The 19,914-nt window shown below is 71.4% G+C and carries 17 protein-coding genes; 16 read left to right on the forward strand and 1 reads right to left on the reverse strand.

All coding sequences use genetic code 11. The features are described 5' to 3' along the window. Window positions 1-73 precede the first annotated feature (73 nt). The 3 genes from ABZ842_RS07215 to ABZ842_RS07225 all read left to right on the forward strand — a co-directional run bounded on the left by ABZ842_RS07215 (window position 74) and on the right by ABZ842_RS07225 (window position 4,105). Window positions 74-1,996, forward strand: a complete 1,923-nt coding sequence (locus tag ABZ842_RS07215) for an AMP-dependent synthetase/ligase (protein ID WP_361533056.1) — start codon at window positions 74-76, stop codon at window positions 1,994-1,996. 138 nt (window positions 1,997-2,134) lie between these two features. Next, a complete protein-coding gene (locus ABZ842_RS07220) occupies window positions 2,135-3,898 on the forward strand; it encodes a PE-PGRS family protein (protein ID WP_361533059.1) in 1,764 nt (587 codons plus the stop codon). Window positions 3,899-3,913: 15 nt separating this feature from the next. Next, window positions 3,914-4,105 carry a hypothetical protein gene (locus tag ABZ842_RS07225; protein ID WP_361533062.1) on the forward strand — a complete coding sequence of 64 codons (192 nt, stop codon included), beginning with the start codon at window positions 3,914-3,916 and terminating at the stop codon, window positions 4,103-4,105. A 21-nt stretch (window positions 4,106-4,126) separates the two neighbouring features. Here the strand turns inward: ABZ842_RS07225 and ABZ842_RS07230 are convergent, their stop codons facing one another. Further along, window positions 4,127-5,365 carry a helix-turn-helix domain-containing protein gene (locus ABZ842_RS07230; RefSeq protein ID WP_361533065.1) on the reverse strand — a complete coding sequence of 413 codons (1,239 nt, stop codon included), beginning with the start codon at window positions 5,363-5,365 and terminating at the stop codon, window positions 4,127-4,129. 674 nt (window positions 5,366-6,039) lie between these two features. Between ABZ842_RS07230 and ABZ842_RS07235 the strand changes: the two genes are divergently transcribed. From ABZ842_RS07235 to ABZ842_RS07295, 13 genes are all read left to right on the forward strand, one after another. Beyond that, a complete protein-coding gene (locus tag ABZ842_RS07235; RefSeq protein ID WP_361533068.1) occupies window positions 6,040-6,669 on the forward strand; it encodes a hypothetical protein in 630 nt (209 codons plus the stop codon). Window positions 6,670-6,806: 137 nt separating this feature from the next. Further along, window positions 6,807-8,390, forward strand: coding sequence for a DUF6801 domain-containing protein (locus tag ABZ842_RS07240; protein WP_361533071.1), 1,584 nt, complete (start codon window positions 6,807-6,809; stop codon window positions 8,388-8,390). Window positions 8,391-8,465: 75 nt separating this feature from the next. After that, window positions 8,466-9,530: a hypothetical protein gene (locus ABZ842_RS07245; protein ID WP_361533074.1), complete on the forward strand. Its 1,065-nt coding sequence runs from the start codon at window positions 8,466-8,468 to the stop codon at window positions 9,528-9,530. A 291-nt stretch (window positions 9,531-9,821) separates the two neighbouring features. Continuing rightward, window positions 9,822-10,805, forward strand: a complete 984-nt coding sequence (locus ABZ842_RS07250; RefSeq protein WP_361533077.1) for an ATP-binding cassette domain-containing protein — start codon at window positions 9,822-9,824, stop codon at window positions 10,803-10,805. 11 nt (window positions 10,806-10,816) lie between these two features. Further along, window positions 10,817-11,668: an ABC transporter permease gene (locus ABZ842_RS07255; protein ID WP_361533470.1), complete on the forward strand. Its 852-nt coding sequence runs from the start codon at window positions 10,817-10,819 to the stop codon at window positions 11,666-11,668. A gap of 4 nt (window positions 11,669-11,672) precedes the next feature. Then, complete coding sequence (locus ABZ842_RS07260; RefSeq protein ID WP_361533080.1) at window positions 11,673-12,485, forward strand: ABC transporter permease; 813 nt, start codon at window positions 11,673-11,675, stop codon at window positions 12,483-12,485. Continuing rightward, the gene (locus tag ABZ842_RS07265; RefSeq protein WP_361533082.1) at window positions 12,482-13,738 is read left to right on the forward strand and encodes an MCE family protein; all 1,257 of its coding nucleotides are present in this window, start codon (window positions 12,482-12,484) and stop codon (window positions 13,736-13,738) included. Before ABZ842_RS07260 ends, ABZ842_RS07265 begins: the two co-directional genes overlap by 4 nt. Further along, window positions 13,735-14,766 (forward strand): MCE family protein, encoded by a 1,032-nt coding sequence (locus ABZ842_RS07270; protein WP_361533085.1) that lies wholly within the window; start codon window positions 13,735-13,737, stop codon window positions 14,764-14,766. The genes ABZ842_RS07265 and ABZ842_RS07270 overlap by 4 nt, the downstream gene beginning before the upstream one ends. Beyond that, complete coding sequence (locus ABZ842_RS07275) at window positions 14,763-15,818, forward strand: MCE family protein (RefSeq protein WP_361533087.1); 1,056 nt, start codon at window positions 14,763-14,765, stop codon at window positions 15,816-15,818. The genes ABZ842_RS07270 and ABZ842_RS07275 overlap by 4 nt, the downstream gene beginning before the upstream one ends. Then, window positions 15,815-16,930 (forward strand): MCE family protein, encoded by a 1,116-nt coding sequence (locus tag ABZ842_RS07280; protein WP_361533090.1) that lies wholly within the window; start codon window positions 15,815-15,817, stop codon window positions 16,928-16,930. Before ABZ842_RS07275 ends, ABZ842_RS07280 begins: the two co-directional genes overlap by 4 nt. Then, window positions 16,927-18,099 (forward strand): MCE family protein, encoded by a 1,173-nt coding sequence (locus ABZ842_RS07285; protein WP_361533093.1) that lies wholly within the window; start codon window positions 16,927-16,929, stop codon window positions 18,097-18,099. The genes ABZ842_RS07280 and ABZ842_RS07285 overlap by 4 nt, the downstream gene beginning before the upstream one ends. Further along, window positions 18,099-19,310, forward strand: coding sequence for an MlaD family protein (locus tag ABZ842_RS07290; RefSeq protein WP_361533095.1), 1,212 nt, complete (start codon window positions 18,099-18,101; stop codon window positions 19,308-19,310). Before ABZ842_RS07285 ends, ABZ842_RS07290 begins: the two co-directional genes overlap by 1 nt. Further along, entirely contained in the window at window positions 19,307-19,891 is a 585-nt protein-coding gene (locus ABZ842_RS07295) for a hypothetical protein (protein WP_361533098.1), read from the forward strand. The genes ABZ842_RS07290 and ABZ842_RS07295 overlap by 4 nt, the downstream gene beginning before the upstream one ends. Window positions 19,892-19,914: the final 23 nt, after the last annotated feature.

Here is a 19,914-nt window from a genome sequence, read left to right on the forward strand (position 1 = left end):
CCCTTCGACGCGTCACCCCGTGGCGCCGTGTCCCGGCAACTCCCCGCCCGCACCGTGCGAACAGGAGCCGACCATGGGCGTACGCAAGGACCTGAAGAGGGCGAAACAGCGCGGTGACCTCGTCGACCGTGCCCCGGTGGAGATCGTCCGGAGCGACGGCGTCGTTCGGGAGGTGTGCACCGCACGGCTGGCCCGGACCTCTGCCACCGGCAGCACTGGCGACATACCTTACGACAATGTGCAGCACGCACCCGAATCGATCATCCTACGGCGCAGGGGCGCCGACGGCCGCTGGCGGCCCGTCACGGCCGCCGAGTTCGCCCGCGAGGTCAACGCGGTCGCAAAAGGGCTGATGGCGGCGGGTGTGTCGGCCGGCGGCCGGGTCGCGATCATGTCCCGCACCCGCTACGAGTGGACCGTGATCGACTTCGCGATCTGGGCGGCCGGGGGACAGTCCGTACCCGTGTACGCCACCTCGTCCGCGGAACAGGTCGCCTGGATCCTCGACGACGCGGCCGTGACCCACGTGGTCGTCGAGGACGACGAACTCGCCGCCGTCGTCGACGCAGCCGCCCGCGACCTGCCGCAGCCGCCCGAGGTGTGGCGCGTCGAAGGCGGTGCGCTGGCGGAGTTGACCGCGCTCGGCGCCCACCTCAGCGACGCGGAGGTCACCGAGCGGCGGGTCGCGGTGACCGCCGACTCCATCGCCACCATCTGTTACACCTCCGGCACCGCGGGCCGCCCCAAAGGCTGCGTCCTGACCCACGGGAACCTGCGCGCCGAGGCCGAGAACACGGTCGAACTCCTGCACCCCGTCTTCCGGGAGGTCACCCGGCAGACCGCGTCGACGCTGCTCTTCCTGCCGCTCGCCCACGTCCTCGGGCGCACCATCCAGATCGCGTGCCTGCTGGCCCGGATCGAGATCGGCCACTGCCCCAGCATCAAACCGGAGGACCTGCGCCCGCAACTGCGCGAGTTCCGGCCCACGTTCGTCGTCGGGGTGCCGTACCTCTTCGAGAAGATCCACGACACGGGGCGGGCGACAGCCGAACGGATGGGGCGGGGCGCCTCCTTCGCCCGCGCGGACGCGATCGCCGTGCGGTACGGCGAGGCACACCTCGCCCGGCACCTCGGCACCGGCAAGGGTCCCGGGCTCGCGCTCACCGTCGCCCACGCCCTGTACGACCTGCTGGTGTACCGCCGCATCCGCAGCCAACTCGGCGGCCGGCTGCGGTACGCCATCAGCGGCGGATCGCCGCTGGACCGCCGGCTGATGCTGTTCTTCTACGCGGCCGGGGTGGTGGTGTACGAGGGGTACGGACTCACCGAGACCACCGCGGCAGCCACCATCTCGCCACCGCTCGCCCCGCGGCCCGGCACGGTCGGGCTGCCCGTGCCCGGCACCGCCGTCCGGATCGCGGCCGACGGCGAGGTGCTGATCAGGGGCGACATCGTGTTCGACGCGTACTGGAACGCGCCGGACGCAAGCCGCCGGTGCCGGACCGACGGCTGGTTCGCCACCGGCGACCTCGGGGGCCTGGACGACGACGGCTATCTGACGATCACCGGGCGGAAGAAGGACGTCATCGTCACCTCGGGCGGCAAGAACGTGTCGCCCGCCGTGCTGGAGGACCGGTTGCGCAGCCGACCCCCCGTCGGTCAGTGCGTCGTGGTCGGCGACCGCCGCCCCTACGTCGCCGCCCTGGTCACCCTGGAGGCGGAAGCGATCGAGCACTGGCTCGCGGTGCGCCGACGCCCGAAGGACACCCCGCAGGACGTGCTCTGCGACGACCCCGAGTTGATCGCGGACGTGCAACGGGCCGTGGACTACGCCAACGAGGCGGTCTCGCGCGCCGAGTCGGTCCGCCGCTTCCGCATCGTGCCCGGCGCCTTCACGGAGGAGAACGGGCAACTCACCCCGTCCTTGAAGGTCAAGCGCGCGGAGGTGGCGAAGGCGTACGCGGACGAGATCGAGGCCCTGTACGCCCGCCGGTGACCCAGTGGGGGAGCCGGCTGCCCGAAGGGGCACTCCGCAGGCCCTCGAACCGGCCCCGTCGCCCCTGTCCCGCGCGGCCCCGATGGCTTATCAAGACGAGGTCCCACCGTCGTCATTGAGGTTCCTTAGGGGTATGCCGTGCACTCTGCCGGACACGAGCGGGCTCAGCACGACGGGCGACCGCCGGTGGGCACCAGGCCCGGCGCGCCCCGCGTCAGTGTGAACGCGAGTTGGCTCAGCCATCTGCAACGCGTGGCGGCCGGCCCGACGCGGGACGGGGAGGGGCCCGTCCCGGCCGTGGTCCAGCGCGCCGGGGAACCCGCCGCAGAGCAGGCGGCCGGCGGCGGGCAGGACGCAAAGGAAGGGCAGGGCACCGAGGGTGTGAAGGGCGCAGAGGTCATGGACCGGCTGAGCCGTTCGATCGAAGGGGGCACCGCCCTGAAGAAGGCGAAGCGGAACCCCTTCGCCCCGGGCACCTGGTGGCCCGAGGACTGGATGGTCAAAGGGCCGGCGCGGCTGCGCAAGACGCTGGACCGACGGGTGATGCAAGGCCGGGTCTTCAACGAGCAGGACCTGAAGGACATCGAACAGCTCTCCCGGGATAACCCGAAGTGGCTCGCGGACGTGGGCATCGGCACCTATGCCGAGGCCCGGAAGTACGCCGACGAGGGCAAGTTCGGCGACTGGTTGAAGCTCCCCGCCGGAAAGCGCGTGCTCACCGCGACCCTCGCGCTCAATGCCCACGGCCCGTCCAACCGCCCACCGGGCGAGGAGACCCCGATCTCCCCCGACTACACCCTCGGCCGGTTCATGCGCACCAGAAAAGGGCCCGGAGAAGACCAGGATCGGACGGACCAGGATCGGACGGACCTGGAGGAGGAGCGGAACCGGCAGATCCGGGACACCGCCGTCGACACCCTGCACCCGGCCGGGATCGCGCCCGAACACAAGTACGCCGGCGGCGTCCCGAAGGCCGACGCCGGGCCGGCGGAGGGCAAAGGCAAGGCCAAGGGCAAGGAGAAGGAGGGGGTCCCGGACTACGTGGCGAAGGACAAGCGGGCCCGCGAGATGCTCACCAGGGTCCTGCTCCTGCTGCAGAACGGGCTCAAGCTCTACGACGAGAAGGCCAGGGCACACGTGGTCGACTACGAGGTCGACGTGGTGCGCGCCCTCGCGCACGGCGGGCGGGTCAACGTCCGCATCCCCGCTCTCCAGAGCAAGGAGGAACCGGCCTACGCGCTCCCGAAGTTCCTTGGCATCACCAAGACCGCGCACGCGGGCGACCTTGAGACGGACGTCGACAAGCGGGACTACGCCACGCACCGCACCTCCATCGGGGACAACAAGGAGGACGGGGAGCCCGGCAAGTTCAAGGAGAAAGGCGGCTTCTTCCGGGCGGCCGTCACCAACAAACTCACGGCCGGCGCGGCCCGCCCCGAGCTGTGGGGGCAGGACATCTCCGGCGGCGGCCTCGGCTCCAAGGACTGGAACGGGGACGTCGTACTGCCGAACGGGTCGTACGGCCACATGCTGCTGGTCTTCCACCGGCCCACCACCAAGAGGGACGGCTCGCTCCAGATCGGCATCGAGACCGTCGCCCCCGGCGCCCACAGCCCCGTCGGGTACGTCCACGACTTCCGCTCCTCCGAGGCCACCGCCAACCCGGAATCCGTCCTGCACGGCCACAAGGGCGACAAGGTCGGCGCCGGAAAGCAGAGCGACAACGGACGCCTGGTGGACCTGCGGGAAATGGGCGCGTCCCACGCCAGCGGGGACTGGAGCACTTTCCTGAACGAGATCGAGAAGGACTGGAAGGCGGCGCTGGACAAGACCGAGGACGGCTCGCAGGAGCGGCGGGACCTGTACGAATCCCTGGTCGGGCCGCGGGCCCGGCAGCAGTGACGCGGAGGCACGGGCTTGCCCGGTGAGTCGCCGTGCGAGCCGACGGGCGCGCCCGGGGAGCCGGCGGACGACGACGCACCACGGTGCGTTCGCCCCGATGCGTCGCACCGGATCCGACTCGCCGTGCCGGACCCGGCCGTCGTGGTGCGGCTGGCGTACCTCCAGGGCGCCGCGGGGAACGCGGCCGTCGTCCGGCACCTGAATTGACGAGTCGGTCCGTGAACGCCGTCAGGGGCCCTCGGCGGCGCCGCGGGGCCTGAGGTCACGGGCGCGGAGCACCACCTCGATGGCGAAGCGGCGCTCGGCGTCCCCGAGTCGATCGCCGATGATCGACTCCAGATTGCGCATCCGGTAGCGCACCGTCTGCGGATGCACGGCGAGCAGTTCGCCCATCTGCGCCGCCGTGCCGCGGGTGTCCAGCCAGGTCCGCAGGGTGTCCACGAGACGGTCGCGGCGCGAGGGGGTGAGCGCGGCGAGGGGCGCGAGCTCGCGCGCGGCGAGGTGGTCCAGCAGCCCGGGGTCCGACAGCAGCCAGAGCTGCACGAGGTGGTCCTCCGCGAGGACCAGCGGGGCGTCGGGGACGATGCCGGCGTCGACCAGCTCCAGGGTGCGCCGGGCCCAGCGGATCGAATGGTGCGCCTCGGCGGCCGGCACGGTCAGCCCCACCGCGGCCCGATTGCCGAACAGGGCCGCGTCCAGCATCCGTCTTCGGGCCCCGTCCGGTTCGACGGGTCCGGGGATCAACAGGTGCGGCTGGGGATCGCTGAGGTCGGCGAGGACATCGTTGTCCATGCCGTCCGTGTTGTCTATGTCTATGCGCTCCAGCACCGCCGGGGAGCGCAGGGCGACCAGCGTGACCTGTTCCGGCAGGAGCCACGCCGTCTGCTCCGACAACTCGGCGATCGCGGTCCGGGGGACCGGCGGGCCCGCCAGCAGCAGGTGCAGCAGCCGGCGGCGGAGGATCTCGTGCTGCTCCCCGGAGCGGGACAGCGCCTCCAGGTAGCCCTCGCGGGAGAGCGACTCCAACTCGTCCACGTAGGCGAAGAGCGCGTCCGCGAAGGAGAGCATCATCGTGGGGGAGAAGTTGTAGCTGCGGCCCACCTTCTTCGCCCGGCGCAGGGCGACGCGCGCACCGAGCCGGTACGCCCCCTGGAGCGAATCCAGCGTGCGGCCCTCGTACGCCTCGTAACGGCCGAAGCGCCGGCACATCTCGTCCCGCAGCGTGGAGGGCGCGGTGGGTTCGGCGACCTGGTCGACGAAGACCGAGATCGACTGCTCGACGCCCACCCGGATGCCCTGGCCGTACGGACCGTTCAGCAGCCGCGCGTACTCCGGATACGCCCGGGTGACCTCGATTCCGATCTCTTTGATCAGACTGGGGAGTTCGGGCCGGATGATCGCGGCGAACTCCTGCGGAAGCGGCCCCAGCGCTTCCCCGCTGTCCGACAGGTTCACCGTACCCGGCATCCAGCCTCCCTTCAGCACGCTGCAAGATAGACCAACGGTGACGCGGTGAACACCACTTGGGAACCGGGGTGCCACAAGGGCAAGAAAACGCTCTCTGTCGGAAGGATCCGCTCGTCGCGAATTGTGGCGGATTGACAAAAGCTCGGCCTTTTCGCCAGCCCTGACGGGTCGTCACAAGGGATGGTTCTGGCCACTCGTTACTCGTGGGTTCGTTGGCCCGGCCGTCCGGAAGGTGGCATTCCGGAGGGTGGGTGCGCGCGCCCGAGCACCCAGGGGCGCCCCGGGTGGGGGGTTGCATCCGCCCGCGGCTGGCCGGTGTCGAGGAGCCGATCACTGTCGGGGCGTGACAGGTGGCGTACGGGGCGAACTGTGGGCGTTCCGCGGCCGGCGGGAATTTTGCGCACCAAATGACAAGGTCGATCCGTTAAATGCTTACCGGGTGACGAGGAAAAATTCCGGTGCGGAGAATCTTGAACGGCGGGATTGTGCGCGATGTTTCCCGCAAGTAACGTCTCGCAGCGTCACAGATCGGACGTGGCCGAATCCCGTCAATCGCTCGTGATCGGGATTCCGCGTCGTGCTCCGTGCTCCGCACCGGCCTCGCGCATCCCCCACGGGAGTGGAGCACGACCGCCGAGCAAGACGTCTTGCTGACGAACCGAAAGGATCCTCACGTGAGAAACCCGCTCAGAAAGGCCGCGGTGGTCGTCACAGGGGCAGCCGCCGCCGTCGCCCTCGCCGCCGGCCCGGCGCTGGCCCAGCCCACGAACTGGACGGTGGGCCCGTCCTCCCCGCTGACCTTCTCGGCCGTCTCCACGAACACGGTCCTGGACCTCAACGGGATCCCGCTGACCTGCCCCGTCGCCAATGCGGGCGGCACGCTGGCCAGCGCCACCGGCAACCCCGCCAAGATCGGCGACATCTCGCCGGTCACCTTCGGCAACGCGGCCAATCCGTGTACCAGCCCGCTGGGGCCGGTGGAGCCGGTGACCGACACCAACCCGCCGTGGAAGCTGATGGCGCAGAACCACAGCGGCGGTGTCACCACCGGGTACATCACCGGAGTCCAGGCCCGGCTGGGCGTGCTCACCTGCGAGTTCGACGTCGTCGGCGAGGTCAGCGTCACCTATTCCAACGCGACGGGCGTCCTCACCGTCTCCAACAGCGGTCGGCTGCTGACCGTGGCCAACGCCAGCCCCGGCTGCGCGGGCATCGCCCAGAACGGTGACCACCCCACCTTCAACGGCGACTTCAGCGTCACCGGCGCCGGCGGGGTCCGGCCGACCGTGGTCGGCACCCCCTAACGCGCCGTCCGCCGGGTGAGGGGCCCGGGGGTGTTCGAGGATCGCGCGGTGGGCCCGGACCCGGTCCGGAGCCGGGGCGCCGCGCGGTCCGCCCGCCGTCGTCGTGCAGGCAGCAGCGTGGAGGGAGCCGTGAGTTCGTGAGGACGTCGCACCACCGGGCCGGGCCGCGAGCCCAGTCGACCCGTTCCCGCACCCGCCTCCGTTCCCGCACCGCGGTGCGCGCCGCCGTCGCCGCGGCCGTGCTGGTGACCCTGCTGATGCCCGGTGCCCGCGCCGTCGACGAGGAGCGGAGCATCGCCGTCGACCTCGCCTACACCTGCGCCTTCCCCGGTGGGAAGCGGGGCGTGGACGTGACCGTCACCGCGACCCTGCCCGCCGGCGGAGCGCCCGGCCGGCCGCTCGCCGTCGAGGACGTCACCACCGAGGTCACCCTCTCCCCGGAGGCCGGCGCCGAACTCGTGGCGCTCTCCGCAACCGAGGTCACCGCCACCACCCGGCTCACCGTCGCCCTCACCCAGAAGCAGCACCGGGCCACCGTGGTGTGGGAGGGCGCCACCGCGGGCCCCGTGCCCGTCCCCGCGCCGGGGTCCGAAGGCGCGGACCGGGTACGGCTGACGGCACCCGGCCCCGTGCCCCAGGTGACCCCCGGCGACACCGGGACCCTCGCCTTCACCGCCGGCACCCTCGCCGTGGACCTCGCCCCGCGCACCGCGGACGGCGCTCCCACCGAGCCTTCGTCGCTCGCCCTCGACTGCACGTCCGACCTCGGCCGGGCCGGGCGGCTGGCCGACGTCGACGTACGGGCCGACACGACGACCGCGCCCCCCGCACCGTCCGCCTCCGCGCCCGTCCCCACACCCGCCACCCCCGGCCGGCCGCAGGACGACGACACCGGCGCAGGCACGGACCCCGGCCCCGGCCGTGACCTCAGGGCCGAGCCGCCCGCAGCACCGGGCACGCCCGCCGACACGGCACCCCCCTGCGTCGGCGACCGCACCAACCCGCTCGCCCTCGTCGCGTACGTCACCGGCTACGCCAACGCCACCAAGCAGAAGTCCGCGGCGCTGAGCCGGCTGTCGTGCAACAGGATCGTCGACGAGTGGAAGAAGATCGTCCCCAAGCCCGACGGGCTCCACCTCATCCAGCACGCCACCGGCGAACTGGACTGGGAGGGCAAGCGGATGATGAAGCCCTCGCCGGCGACCTTCCTGACGTACGGCTTCATGCCCACCACCGCGACGATGGAACTGATCCAGACGAAGACCATGACCATCGACTCGGACATCCTGCTGGCCAAGTCGACCGGCGTGACGTACATCCGGGTCCCGCTGGTGCTGCGGCTGACGGACGTGAAGGTCAACGGGGTCCCGCTGGACGTCGGAGCGAACTGCCGAACCGTGGGGTCGCTGTACTCCAAGGACCCCGACCCCGCCCAGGACACCAAGGACCACGTGGTCCTCACCGGCATCCTCAAGGGGCGCGGCGACGGCTACCAGCTCATCACCGGCGGCGTGGTGACCTCGACGGTGACCATACCGCCCTTCAGCGGCTGCGGGGTGGGCGAGGACCTCGACGCCGTCTTCACCTCCGCCGTGTCGGGCCCCGGCAACTACGTCAAACAGGTCCAGGGCGCACCCTGCGCCTCCGGCGTGGGCCGCCCCGACCCCCGTTACTGCACGCCCCGGTTGGAGCCGAAGGACGTGCCCAAGCCGCAGCGCTGACGCACCGCCACCCGGCCCTCCCCGCACCACCGGCCACCCCGCCGCTCCCCACCACCGGAAAGGACCGAGGGAGAGATGAGACGTGTCCCCGAACCACCGCGACGCTCCGGCCTGAGGCGCACCACCGGCGTCGGCGCGCTCGCCGCGCTGCTGCTGGCGATCCCGCTCGGCGCGGCGCCCGCCGCCGCGTCACAAGCGCCGGCAGCCACGCCGCCCCAGGCAGTCACGTCGGCCCCGGCCGGCACACCGGCCCCGGTCGACGAGGGCGCTGAAGTAGCGTCCGCCGCCGCCGTCCGGCTGAACGGCCACTGGGGTCCGTTCACCCGCTGCCCCGTGGACGCCCCGGCCATGCTCGCCGCCGACGGCCAGGCGACCGTCGCCACCTGCGTGTCGTCCAAGTCGCCGGGTGGCTCGATCAAGCTGGGCAAGGTCACCGCCACCACCGGTGCCAACGACCTCCAGTTCGGCGTCGTCCAGGACACCAAGGCCGGCACCTTCACCGTCGTCCCGCCCGCCGGCGGCGCGGTCGTCGGCGCCCCGACGGAGATCCCCGGCGGGCTGCTCGGCCTGATGTGCCCCGGTGACATCCCGGTCGTCACCGACATCTGCAAGCTGCTCACGGACAACGTCCTCAACCGGGTCACGGCCACCGTGGAGTCCGCCGGCGCGCCGACCGAGTTCAACCTCGCCGCCGGGCTCACCAGCGGGAAGCAGATCGTCAAACTGCCCGTACGGATCCGGCTCCAGAACCCCTTCCTCGGCTCGCAGTGCTTCATCGGATCCGCGGCCGACCCGATCGTGCTGCGCCCGCAGAACACCACCGCCCCCACCCTCGCCGTCCAGCGCTTCGACGGCGAAGGCACCCCGAACACCGCCGGTTCGATGCTGCGGTTCGCCCTCACCGGCAACAGCCAGGGCGACTCCGCCTTCGCCGTGCCCAAGGCCAACGGCTGCGGACTGCTCGGCGTCCTCAACGGCGCCATCGACCTCAAGACCGGACTGCCGTCGCCGGCCGGGAACAACCACCTGACCCTGGGCGGCGCGGCCACCCACAGCGCCGGACTCACCGCACCCGGCCTCGTCCGCCCCGACGCGGGCAAGGTCCTGGCCCGCAACTGGCACTCGGCCGTACTGCCGTAACCCCCGCACCACGCACTCCCATTGCGCGGAAAACGCACACGCCGCCGCGGCGCGTTGTCATCCGATGACAAATACCGCGGCGGCCCCGGGACTCCACCGTCGAATGATCCGCACGACCCTTGTCCCGACGCCGTCCGTGAACTTAACGTGCGCCCTCGGTGCACACCCCCGCCCCTTCGCCCCTTCGCGTCTTCGTCACTTCGCTACTGCAGCACTTGATTGCTTCATTGCTTCGTCAATTCGTGAGTACGGAAATCGGCACGCGGTCGCGAGTCACCCGCAGGAGGTGGGATGGGCATCGAAGTGGTCGTCGACGGACTGACAAAGTCCTTCGGCAAGCAGAACATCTGGCAGGACGTCACCCTCACCCTGCCCGCCGGAGAAGTCAGCGTCATGCTGGGACCTTCCGGGACAGGCAAGACGGTGTTCCTGAAGTCGATCATCGGGCTGCTCAAGCCCGAGCGGGGCCGGGTCCTCATCGACGGCGTCGACATGGTGAACAGCCCGGAGCGCGACGTCTACGAAACCCGCAAGCTCTTCGGCCTGATGTTCCAGGACGGCGCCCTCTTCGGCTCGATGTCCCTCTTCGACAACATCGCCTTCCCCTTGCGGGAACACACCCGGAAGAAGGAGTCCGAGATCCGGCGCACCGTCATGGAACGCATGGAGATGGTCGGCCTCGTGGGCGCCGAGAGAAAGCTACCCGGAGAGATATCCGGCGGAATGCGCAAACGCGCCGGGCTTGCCCGCGCCCTCGTCCTCGACCCCCGGATCATCCTCTGCGACGAACCCGACTCCGGACTCGACCCGGTGCGCACCGCCTACCTCTCCCAACTCCTGATCGACCTCAACGCCCAGATCGACGCGACGATGCTGATCGTCACCCACAACCTCGACATCGCCGCCACCGTCCCCGACAACATGGGCATGCTGTTCCGGCGCGAACTCGTCGCCTTCGGCCCCCGTGAACTCCTCCTCACCAGCGAAGAGCCGGTCGTCGCCCAGTTCCTCAGCGGACGCCGCGAAGGGCCCATCGGCATGTCGGAGGAGAAGGACGCCGCGACCCTCGCCCGGGAGCAGCTCGGGCGGAGCGCCCCGGACGGCCCCCGGCCCATCGCGCCGCAGCTCGAACCCTCGCCCGGCATGCCCGAGCGCCGTGCCGTGGGCCGCCGCAGGGAGCGGGTGCGGGCCATGCTGGACACCCTGCCCGAAGCCGCCCGGGCGGCCGTCCAACAGAGCTTCACCCAGGCCGCGGGCGAGGTGGCGCCCCGATGAGCACCGACCAGATGCCCGTACGGGGCGGGGAGCCGGACCCGGACGAGCCGGCGCCCGCCCCCAAGCAGCCGCCCCCGGCCGTACCCGCGGCTCCGCTTCCGCTGCTCGCGCCCCTGCGCGAGGCGGGAAGGCTGTTCGCCCTGGCCGCCACCGTCAGCCGGGCGATCTTCCGCCGCCCCTTCCAGGTGCGGGAGTTCATCGAACAGTTCTGGTTCGTCGCCAGCGTCACCATCCTGCCGGCCGCCCTCGTCTCCATCCCCTTCGGCGCGGTGATCGCCCTCCAGGTCGGCTCCCTCACCCAACAGCTCGGCGCCCAGTCCTTCACCGGCGGCGCCAGCGTCCTCGCCGTCATCCAGCAGGCCAGCCCGCTGATCGTGGCCCTGCTGATCGCCGGCGCCGGCGGCTCCGCGATCTGCGCCGACCTCGGCTCCCGCAAGATCCGCGAAGAGCTGGACGCCATGGAGGTCATGGGGGTCTCACCGATCCAGCGCCTGGTGGTGCCACGGGTGCTGGCCACCATGCTCGTGGCCGTGCTCCTCAACGGCATGGTCTCCGTCGTCGGCACCCTCGGCGGCTACTTCTTCAACGTCATCATGCAGGACGGCACCCCCGGCGCGTACCTCGCCAGCTTCTCCGCCCTCGCCCAACTGCCCGACCTCTACATCAGCGAGCTCAAGGCGCTGATCTTCGGCTTCATCGCCGGGATCGTCGCCGCCCACCGCGGACTCAACCCCCGCGGCGGCCCCAAGGGCGTCGGCGACGCGGTCAACCAGTCCGTCGTCATCACCTTCCTCCTCCTCTTCTTCGTCAACATGGTCCTCACCGCGATCTACCTCCAGATCGTCCCGCCGAAGGGGGGTTGAGCCGATGCCCCCCGTCGCCCCGCTGCGCTGGCTGGACCGCTCCGGCGACCAACTCGCCTTCTACGTCCGCGCCCTGATCTGGATTCCGCGGACCCTGCGCCGCTATCTGCGCGAGGTGCAGCGGCTGCTCGCCGAAGTCGCCTTCGGCAGCGGCGGCCTCGGCGTGATCGGCGGCACCATCGGCGTGATGATCGCGATGACGCTGTTCACCGGCACCGTCGTCGGCCTCCAGGGGTACGCCGCCCTGAACCAGATCGGCACCTCCGCCTTCACCGGCTTCGTCTCCGCCTACTTCAACACCCGGGAGATCGCCCCCCTGGTGGCCGGCCTCGCGCTCTCCGCCACCGTCGGCGCCGGCTTCACCGCCCAACTCGGCGCCATGCGCATCAACGAGGAGGTCGACGCCCTCGAAGCGATGGGCGTGCGCCCGCTGCCGTACCTGGTCACCACCCGGATCATCGCCGGCGTCGTCGCCATCGTCCCGCTGTACGCGATCGGCCTGCTCAGCTCCTACCTCGCCTCGCGCTGGACCACGGTCGTCTTCAACGGCCAGTCCGCCGGCACCTACGACCACTACTTCGAACTGTTCCTCTCCCCGGACGACGTCCTGCTCTCCATCCTCAAAGTGCTGGTCTTCAGCGTGCTGGTGATCCTCGCCCACTGCTACCACGGCTTTCGCGCCAGCGGCGGCCCGGCCGGCGTCGGCGTCGCCGTCGGCCGCTCGGTGCGCAACGCGATCGTGCTGATCAGCGTCACCGACTTCTTCCTCTCCCTGGCGATCTGGGGAGCGACCACGACGGTGAAGGTGGCGGGATGACCGGGCGCCCCACCGCACTGACGACGCTGCGCACCCGCCTCGCGGGCCTGGTCTTCCTGCTGGTGCCGGTGCTGCTGGTGTGGCTGTCGGTGTCCGTGTACCAGAAGGACTTCTCCGACGACGCCACAGTCACCCTGCTGACGTCCTCCGCCGGCAACGAGATGCACACCAACGCCGAGGTGAAGCTGCGCGGAGTGGTCGTCGGGGAGGTGCGCGAGGTACGGGCCGACGGCGACGGGGCCCGGCTCACCCTCGCCATCGACCGCGACCGACTGCGCCACGTCCCCGCCGACGTGACCGCGCAGATGCTGCCGACCACCCTCTTCGGCGAACGCTTCGTCGCCCTCGTGCCCCCGGCCTCCCCGGCCGCCACCGGCGCCGGCCGCACCCTGGCCGCCGGCGACACCATCCCGCAGGACCGCTCCAGCAACGCCATCGAGCTCGAACAGGTGCTGGACGACGTGCTGCCCCTGCTCACCGCCGTCAAGCCGGAGAAGCTCTCCGCCACCCTGACCGCCGCCGCCCAAGCCCTCCAGGGCCGCGGCGACCAGCTCGGCCGCACCCTCGTCACCCTGGACGACCACCTGAAGGCGCTCAACCCGCACCTGCCGCAGCTCAACCGGGACATCGCCCGGCTGGTCGAGGTCAGCCAGTTGTACGCGGACGTCGCCCCCGACGTCCTGGACGCCGTCGTCGACCTCACCACCACCAGCAGCACCCTCGTCGACCAGCAGGCGGAACTCGCCGAGCTGTACGGCACGACCACCGACGCCGCCCGCGAACTCACCGACTTCCTCCGCGCCAACCGGCACAACCTCATCCGACTCGCCGCCACCGGCCGGCCCACCCTGGAGCTGCTGGCCCGCCAGTCACCCTCGTTCCCCTGCACCCTGCGCACCCTCGCCGGCTTCGTACCCGCCATGGACAGGGCACTCGGCAAGGGCACCGACCGCCCCGGACTCCAGGTGCAGGTCACCACCGTCCCGTCCCGGGGCGCCTACCGGCCGGGGAAGGACACCCCGAGGTACGACCCCGCGGGCGGCCCGCACTGCTACGCCGTGCCGTACAACGCCCGGCCCGTGCCCGCCGCGGCCCAGGCGCCCCCGCTCGGACTCCCCAACTCCCCGCAGGAGAACCGACTCGTCAACGAACTCATCGCCCCCGCACTGAAGAAGCCCCCCACGGACCTGCCCGACTGGAGCACCGTCCTGACCGGTCCCGTCTTCCGGGGAACGGAGGTGACGCTGAAGTGAGCCGCCGCAGCATCGCCGCACCACTGGTCAAGTCACTCGTGTTCGTCGCCGTCACCGCGCTGGCGACCGCGGTCCTCGCGGTCAGCATCGCCGGCCCCGGCGTCGGCGACTCGGTCGCCTACCAGGCGCGCTTCACCGACGCCACCGGGCTCATCGCCGGCGACAGCGTCCGCATCGCCGGCGTGGAGGTCGGCCGGGTGGAGTCCGTACGGGTCGCCGACCGACGCCTGGCCGAGGTCTCCTTCACCGTCCAGAAGGGCCGCGCCCTGCCCGCGTCGGTGACCGCAGCGATCAAGTACCGCAACATGGTCGGCCAGCGGTACGTCGACCTCGACCAGGGCACCGGGCGGGTCGGCGGGAGCTTCGCCGCGGGCGCCACCATCCCCGTGGAGCGCACCACCCCCGCCCTGGACCTCACCCAACTCTTCAACGGCTTCCAACCGCTGTTCGAAGGGCTGTCCCCGAAGGAGGTCAACGACCTCGCCGGGTCCATCGTCAAGGTCCTCCAGGACGACGGCGGCACCGTGGACAGCCTGATCCGCCACATCGGCTCCCTCACCACCACCGTCGCCGGCAAGGACCGGGTCATCGGCGAGGTGATCAGCAACCTCAACACCGTCCTGAAGACCGTGAACGACCGCGAGGAGGGGTTCGACGACCTCGTGGAAACCCTCCGGCAACTCGTCACCGGCTTCGCGGGCGACCGCAAGCCGCTCGGCGAGGCCGTCACCGCCCTCGCCGACCTCACCACCGTCACCGCCGGGCTCCTCGAAGACGGCCGGGCGCCGCTGAAGGAGGACATCCACCAACTGGGCCGGCTGTCACGCGAACTCGACCGGGGCGCCCCGGCCATCGAGAACTTCCTGAAGAGGACGCCGGAGAAGATGCAGACCCTGACCCGCACCGCCTCCTACGGCTCCTGGCTCAACCTCTACCTGTGCGAGGCGAAGGTCACCGGCGTCACCACCTCGACCGGCGCCCCGCCGCCCACCGGCATCAGCACCCCCGCGCGGAGGTGCCGGTCATGATGCGTCGAACGAAACCCCTGTTCAAACCGGTGCGAGAGCGCAACCCCGTCGCCGTCGGCGCCGTCGGACTGCTGCTGATCGCCCTGCTCGGCGTCGCCGCCTACCGCGCCGACTCCTTCACCGGCGGCACCACCTACACCGCCGACTTCACCGAGGCCGCCGGCCTCGACGAGGGCGACGAGGTGCGCATCGCCGGCGTGAAGGTCGGCAAGGTCACCGACGTCGAACTGGACGGCGCGAAGGTCGCCGTCTCCTTCCGCGTCGAGGACGCCTGGATCGGCGACGCCAGCACCGCCGCCATCGCCATCAAGACCCTCCTCGGTGAGAAGTACCTCGCGGTCGATCCGCTCGGCAGCCGCGGCCAGGACCCCGGCCGGCGCATCCCCAGCAGCCGCACCACCTCGCCCTTCGACGTCACCCAGGCGTTCAACGGGCTCGGCGAGACCATCCAGGAGATCGACACCGCCCAGCTCGCCAAGAGCTTCGAGACGATCTCGGCCACCTTCGCCAAGTCACCGCCGAACGTGAAGAGCGCCGCCACCGGACTGTCCGCACTCTCCAAAGCGGTCTCCGAACGCGACGCCCAACTCGCCGTCCTGCTCAAGAACAGCAAGCGGCTCACCAAGACCCTGGCGGGGAAGAACAGCAGCTTCGAGACCCTGCTGACCGACGGCAACCTGCTGCTCGGCGAGATCCGGGCCCGGCGCGACGCCATCCACCTCCTGCTCACCGGCACCACCGAGCTGGGCGAACAACTCAGCGGAGTCGTCAAGGACAACGAGGAGCAACTGGAGCCCACCTTGACCGCCCTGTCCAAGGTCACCGCGGTGCTGGTGAAGAACCGCGCCGACCTCGACCGCACCCTCGCGCTCGCCGGGCCGTACTACCGCATCATGGGCAACACCCTCGGCAACGGCCGCTGGCTCGACTCGTACGTCTGCGGCCTCTTCCCCCGCGACTACCTGCCGCCCGGCACGCAGCCCGAAGGCGACTGCATGCCACCCAAACCCAAGTCCGAACCCAAGTCCGGGCCCGTGGGCGGTGCCCAGTGAACCGTAGACGAGCCGTCGGGATCGCCGCGGGCCTCGCGGTCGTCGCCGCCGTCGCCGTCCCAGGCGCCCTCGCCCTCAAGGACGGCGAAACGACCAGGATCACCGCCTACTTCACCCGGACGACCGGCGTGTACGAGGGCTCCGACCTGCGCGTCCTCGGGGTGAAGGTGGGCACGGTCGACGAGGTGCGGCCCGTCGGCGACCGGGTCGAGGTCACCCTCCTCGTCGACGCCGACGTCCCCGTGCCGAAGGGTGCGCACGCCGTCGTCGTCGCCCCCAGCGTCGTCGCCGACCGCTACGTCCAACTCGACCCCGCGTACACCGGCGGCGAGCGCCTGGAGGACGGCGCGGTGCTGCCCGCCGAGAAGAACGCCATGCCCCTGGAGGTGGACCAGCTCTACGAGTCCGTCACCGAACTCGCCGAAGCCCTCGGCCCCGACGGCGCCAACGCGGACGGCGCCCTCGCCGGGCTGCTGGACACCGGCGCCGCCAACCTCAAGGGCAACGGCAAGGCGATCGGCGACTCCATCGAGCAGTTCGGCAAGGCCACCAAGACGCTGGACAAGAGCAGCGGCGACCTCTTCGCCACCCTCGCGCACCTGCAGTCCTTCACCGCCATGCTGCGCAAGAACGACGGCGAGGTCGCCGAGGCGGAGCGGCAACTCGCCACCGTCACCGGCTTCCTCGCCGACGACAAGGAGAACCTGTCCGCCGCCCTGAAGGAGCTGGGCAAGGCGCTGAAGCTGGTGAAGACCTTCATCGAGGACAACCGGGGCAAGCTGAAGGAGAACGTCGACGCCCTCGTCCCCCTCACCCAGGCCCTCGTCGACCAACGGGCCTCCCTCGCGGAAGCGTTGGACGTGGCGCCGCTGGCCGCCGGCAACGTACTCAACACCTACGACCCGGTGCACCGCACCCTCAACGGCCGCGCCAACCTCAACGAACTCACCTACGGACCCGACCCGGCCCGCGCCGACGGCGCCGGCTCCCTCGCCGGCCTCACGCCCGTACCGGACGAGCGGCGCGGCGCCCTGCCCCGGCTGCCGCTGCCGCCCGTCGGCACCGTGTACGGCAGCGCGCCGGGAGCGCCGGCAACGAAGGGGACGCGATGAGAACCGCCCGTCCCATGAGGACCGTCCGCCCGCTGAAGACGGCCCGCCCCGCCCTTGTCGTGACCGCCCTGGCCGTAGCGCTGGCGCTCACCGGCTGCTCGTCCGGAATGCCGCAACTCGCCGGCATCGAGGACCTGCCGCTGCCCGGCGGGGCCGACCTCGGCAACAACCCGTACCGGGTCACCGCCGAGTTCGACGACGTGCTCAGCCTCGTCCCGCAGTCCGCGGTCAAGGTCAACGACGTCGCCGTCGGCCGCGTCACCGACATCGACCTCACCCCCGGCGCCTGGTCGGCCCGGGTCACCATGCGCGTCAACGGCGACGTCGAGCTCCCCGCGGACGCCGTCGCCCACATCGAGCAGTCCAGCCTCCTCGGCGAGAAGTACGTACAGCTCTCCCCGCCGCCCGCCCGCAAGGGCGCACCGCCCACCGCCGGCGCCCTCGCCGACGGCGCCACCATCCCCGTCTCCCGCACCAACCGCAACCCCGAGGTCGAAGAGGTGCTCGGCGCCCTCTCCCTGCTCCTCAACGGCGGCGGCATCGCCCAGATCAAGAACATCGCCACCGAGCTGAACAAGGCCCTGGGCGGACGTGAACCGCAGGTCGCGTCCCTCCTCAAGCGCATGGACACCCTCGTGACCAGCCTCGACGGCAACAAGGAGAACATCACCGCCGCGCTCGACGGCCTCAACCGGCTCTCCACCACCCTCGCCACCCGCAAACGGGACGTCGGCCGCCTCCTCACCGACCTCAGCCCCGGCCTCAAGGTCCTGGAGCAACAGCGCGGCGCCCTGCTGACCATGCTGCGCTCCCTGAACACCCTCTCCGCGGTCGCCGTGGACACCATCAACAAGAGCAAGGACGACACCATTGCCGACCTCAAGGCGCTCGCCCCCACCCTCAAGGCGCTCGCCGACTCCGGCCGGGCGCTGCCCGACTCCCTCCAGGTGCTGCTGACCTACCCCTTCACGGACGAGGTGCTGCGCGGCGTCAAGGGCGACTACCTCAACGTGTATCTGGACGTGACGGCCGTTCCGGGGACCCAGATCATCCCCGAGCTGGTCCCACCGCAGGAACGGGCCGCCACCGGGGCGGCGGGCGGCGGCGCACCCCTCCCTCTGCCGCTGCCCGCCGTCAGCCCCGGTGCGCCGGGGGGAGGGAAGGGCTGATGCTCACGCTCGGCACCCATCTGAAGAACCTGGCCTTCCTGGTCATCGCCGTCGTCGTGCTCGCCTTCGTCGGCATCCGCTACGCCGACCTCGGCCGCTACGCGGGCATCCGCGACCACTACACCGTCCGCGTGGAACTTCCGCGCACCGGCGGTCTGTTCACCCACTCCAACGTCACCTACCGGGGCGTTTCGGTGGGCCGGGTCGGCCCCATCGACCTCACCGACGACGGAGTGGAGGCCGAACTGCGCATCAAGAAGTCCGCCCCGAAGATCCCCGCCGACCTCGAAGCCGTCGTGGCCAGCCTCTCCGCCGTCGGCGAGCAGTACGTCGACCTGCGACCGCGCACGGACCGGGGCCCCCACCTCACCGACGGTTCGGTGATCGCCCAGCGGGACACCCGGGTCCCCGCCCCCGTCACCCAGGTCCTCACCAGCGTCGACGCCCTCGCCTCGTCCGTCGACCTGAAGTCGCTGCGTACGGTCGTCGACGAGTTCGGCACCGCCCTCCAGGGCCGCGGCGACGACCTCCAGGTGCTGCTCGACAGCGGCGACGACTTCGTGCGCGCCGCCGACCGGGCGCTGCCCGTCAACGTCCGGCTGATCGACGACGGCGAGCGGGTGCTGCGCACCCAGGTGGAACAGGGCGACGCCCTGCGGTCCTTCGCCTCGGGGACGAAGGAACTCGCCGCCCAGCTCAAGGGCTCCGACGCCGACCTGCGGCGACTCATCGCCGCCGCACCGGACGCGGCCGGTCAGCTCACCGGGCTGCTCAAGGACCTCGACCCCTCCCTCGGCGTCGTCGTCGCCAACTTGCTGACCACCTCCGAGGTGGCCGTCACCCGACAGCGCGGCATCGAGGAGCTGCTGGTGAAGATGCCGGCCGTGGCCGCGGCCGGCTCGACCGCGATCACCGCGCAAGGGGTGCGGCTGGGCATGTCGGTGACGTTCTTCAACCCGCTGCCGTGCACCGCCGGGTACGGCGGCACCCGCTACCGCGTCGGCACGGACGTGACCCCGACGGACCGGGTGAACACCGGCGCCCGCTGCACCTCGCCCGCCGGCAGCGGAGTGAACGTGCGCGGCAGCGCGAACGCGCCCCGCGGCGGCCGGCTGCCCACCCCAGCCGCCCCCGCGGGCACGCCGCAGCGCGGCGCAGCGGGCGCGCCGCCCGGGCTCGGCGCCCTGCTCGGACTGGAGGTCGGACGATGAGCCGCACGACGGACCACGCCACCGCGCCGGAACGCCGCCGGCTCGTCCGCCCGCCCTCCCGCACCCTGGTGGCCTGGGCCGCCGTCGCCCTCGCCGCACTGCTGTGCGGATACGCCGGCTGGTCGTACGCCGCGACGCGCGGCGACGACTCCCGTACGTACGCCGAGACCCGGGACCGGGTGCTCACCGACGCCACCCGGCACCTCGCCCGGCTCAGCAGCTTCGACGCCGACGACCCGGACGCCACCCAGCGCGCATGGCTCGATGCGTCCACCGGCCTCCTGCGCGAGCAGGTGACGAAGTCCCCGGCCACCGACCGCGGGGCGAAGGGGAACGGCGGGAATAGGCCTGCGACCACGGCCCGGGCGACCGTCACCGACGCCGCCCTGACCGCCCTGGACACCCGCGCAGGAACGGCGGACCTGATCGCGACCGTGACCGTGACGAACGGGCCCGTCGCGACCTCGTCGAAGAAGACCGCCGCCAGCACCGAACGCCAGCGGCTCCAGGCCGCACTCGTCCGCACCGACGCCGGCTGGAAGGTCGAGTCCCTCACCGCCGTCCAGGTCGGTGGGGCATGACGCCACGTCCGACGCCACCACGC

Source organism: Streptomyces sp. NPDC047315 (assembly GCF_040643215.1).
GTDB lineage: Bacteria > Actinomycetota > Actinomycetes > Streptomycetales > Streptomycetaceae > Streptomyces.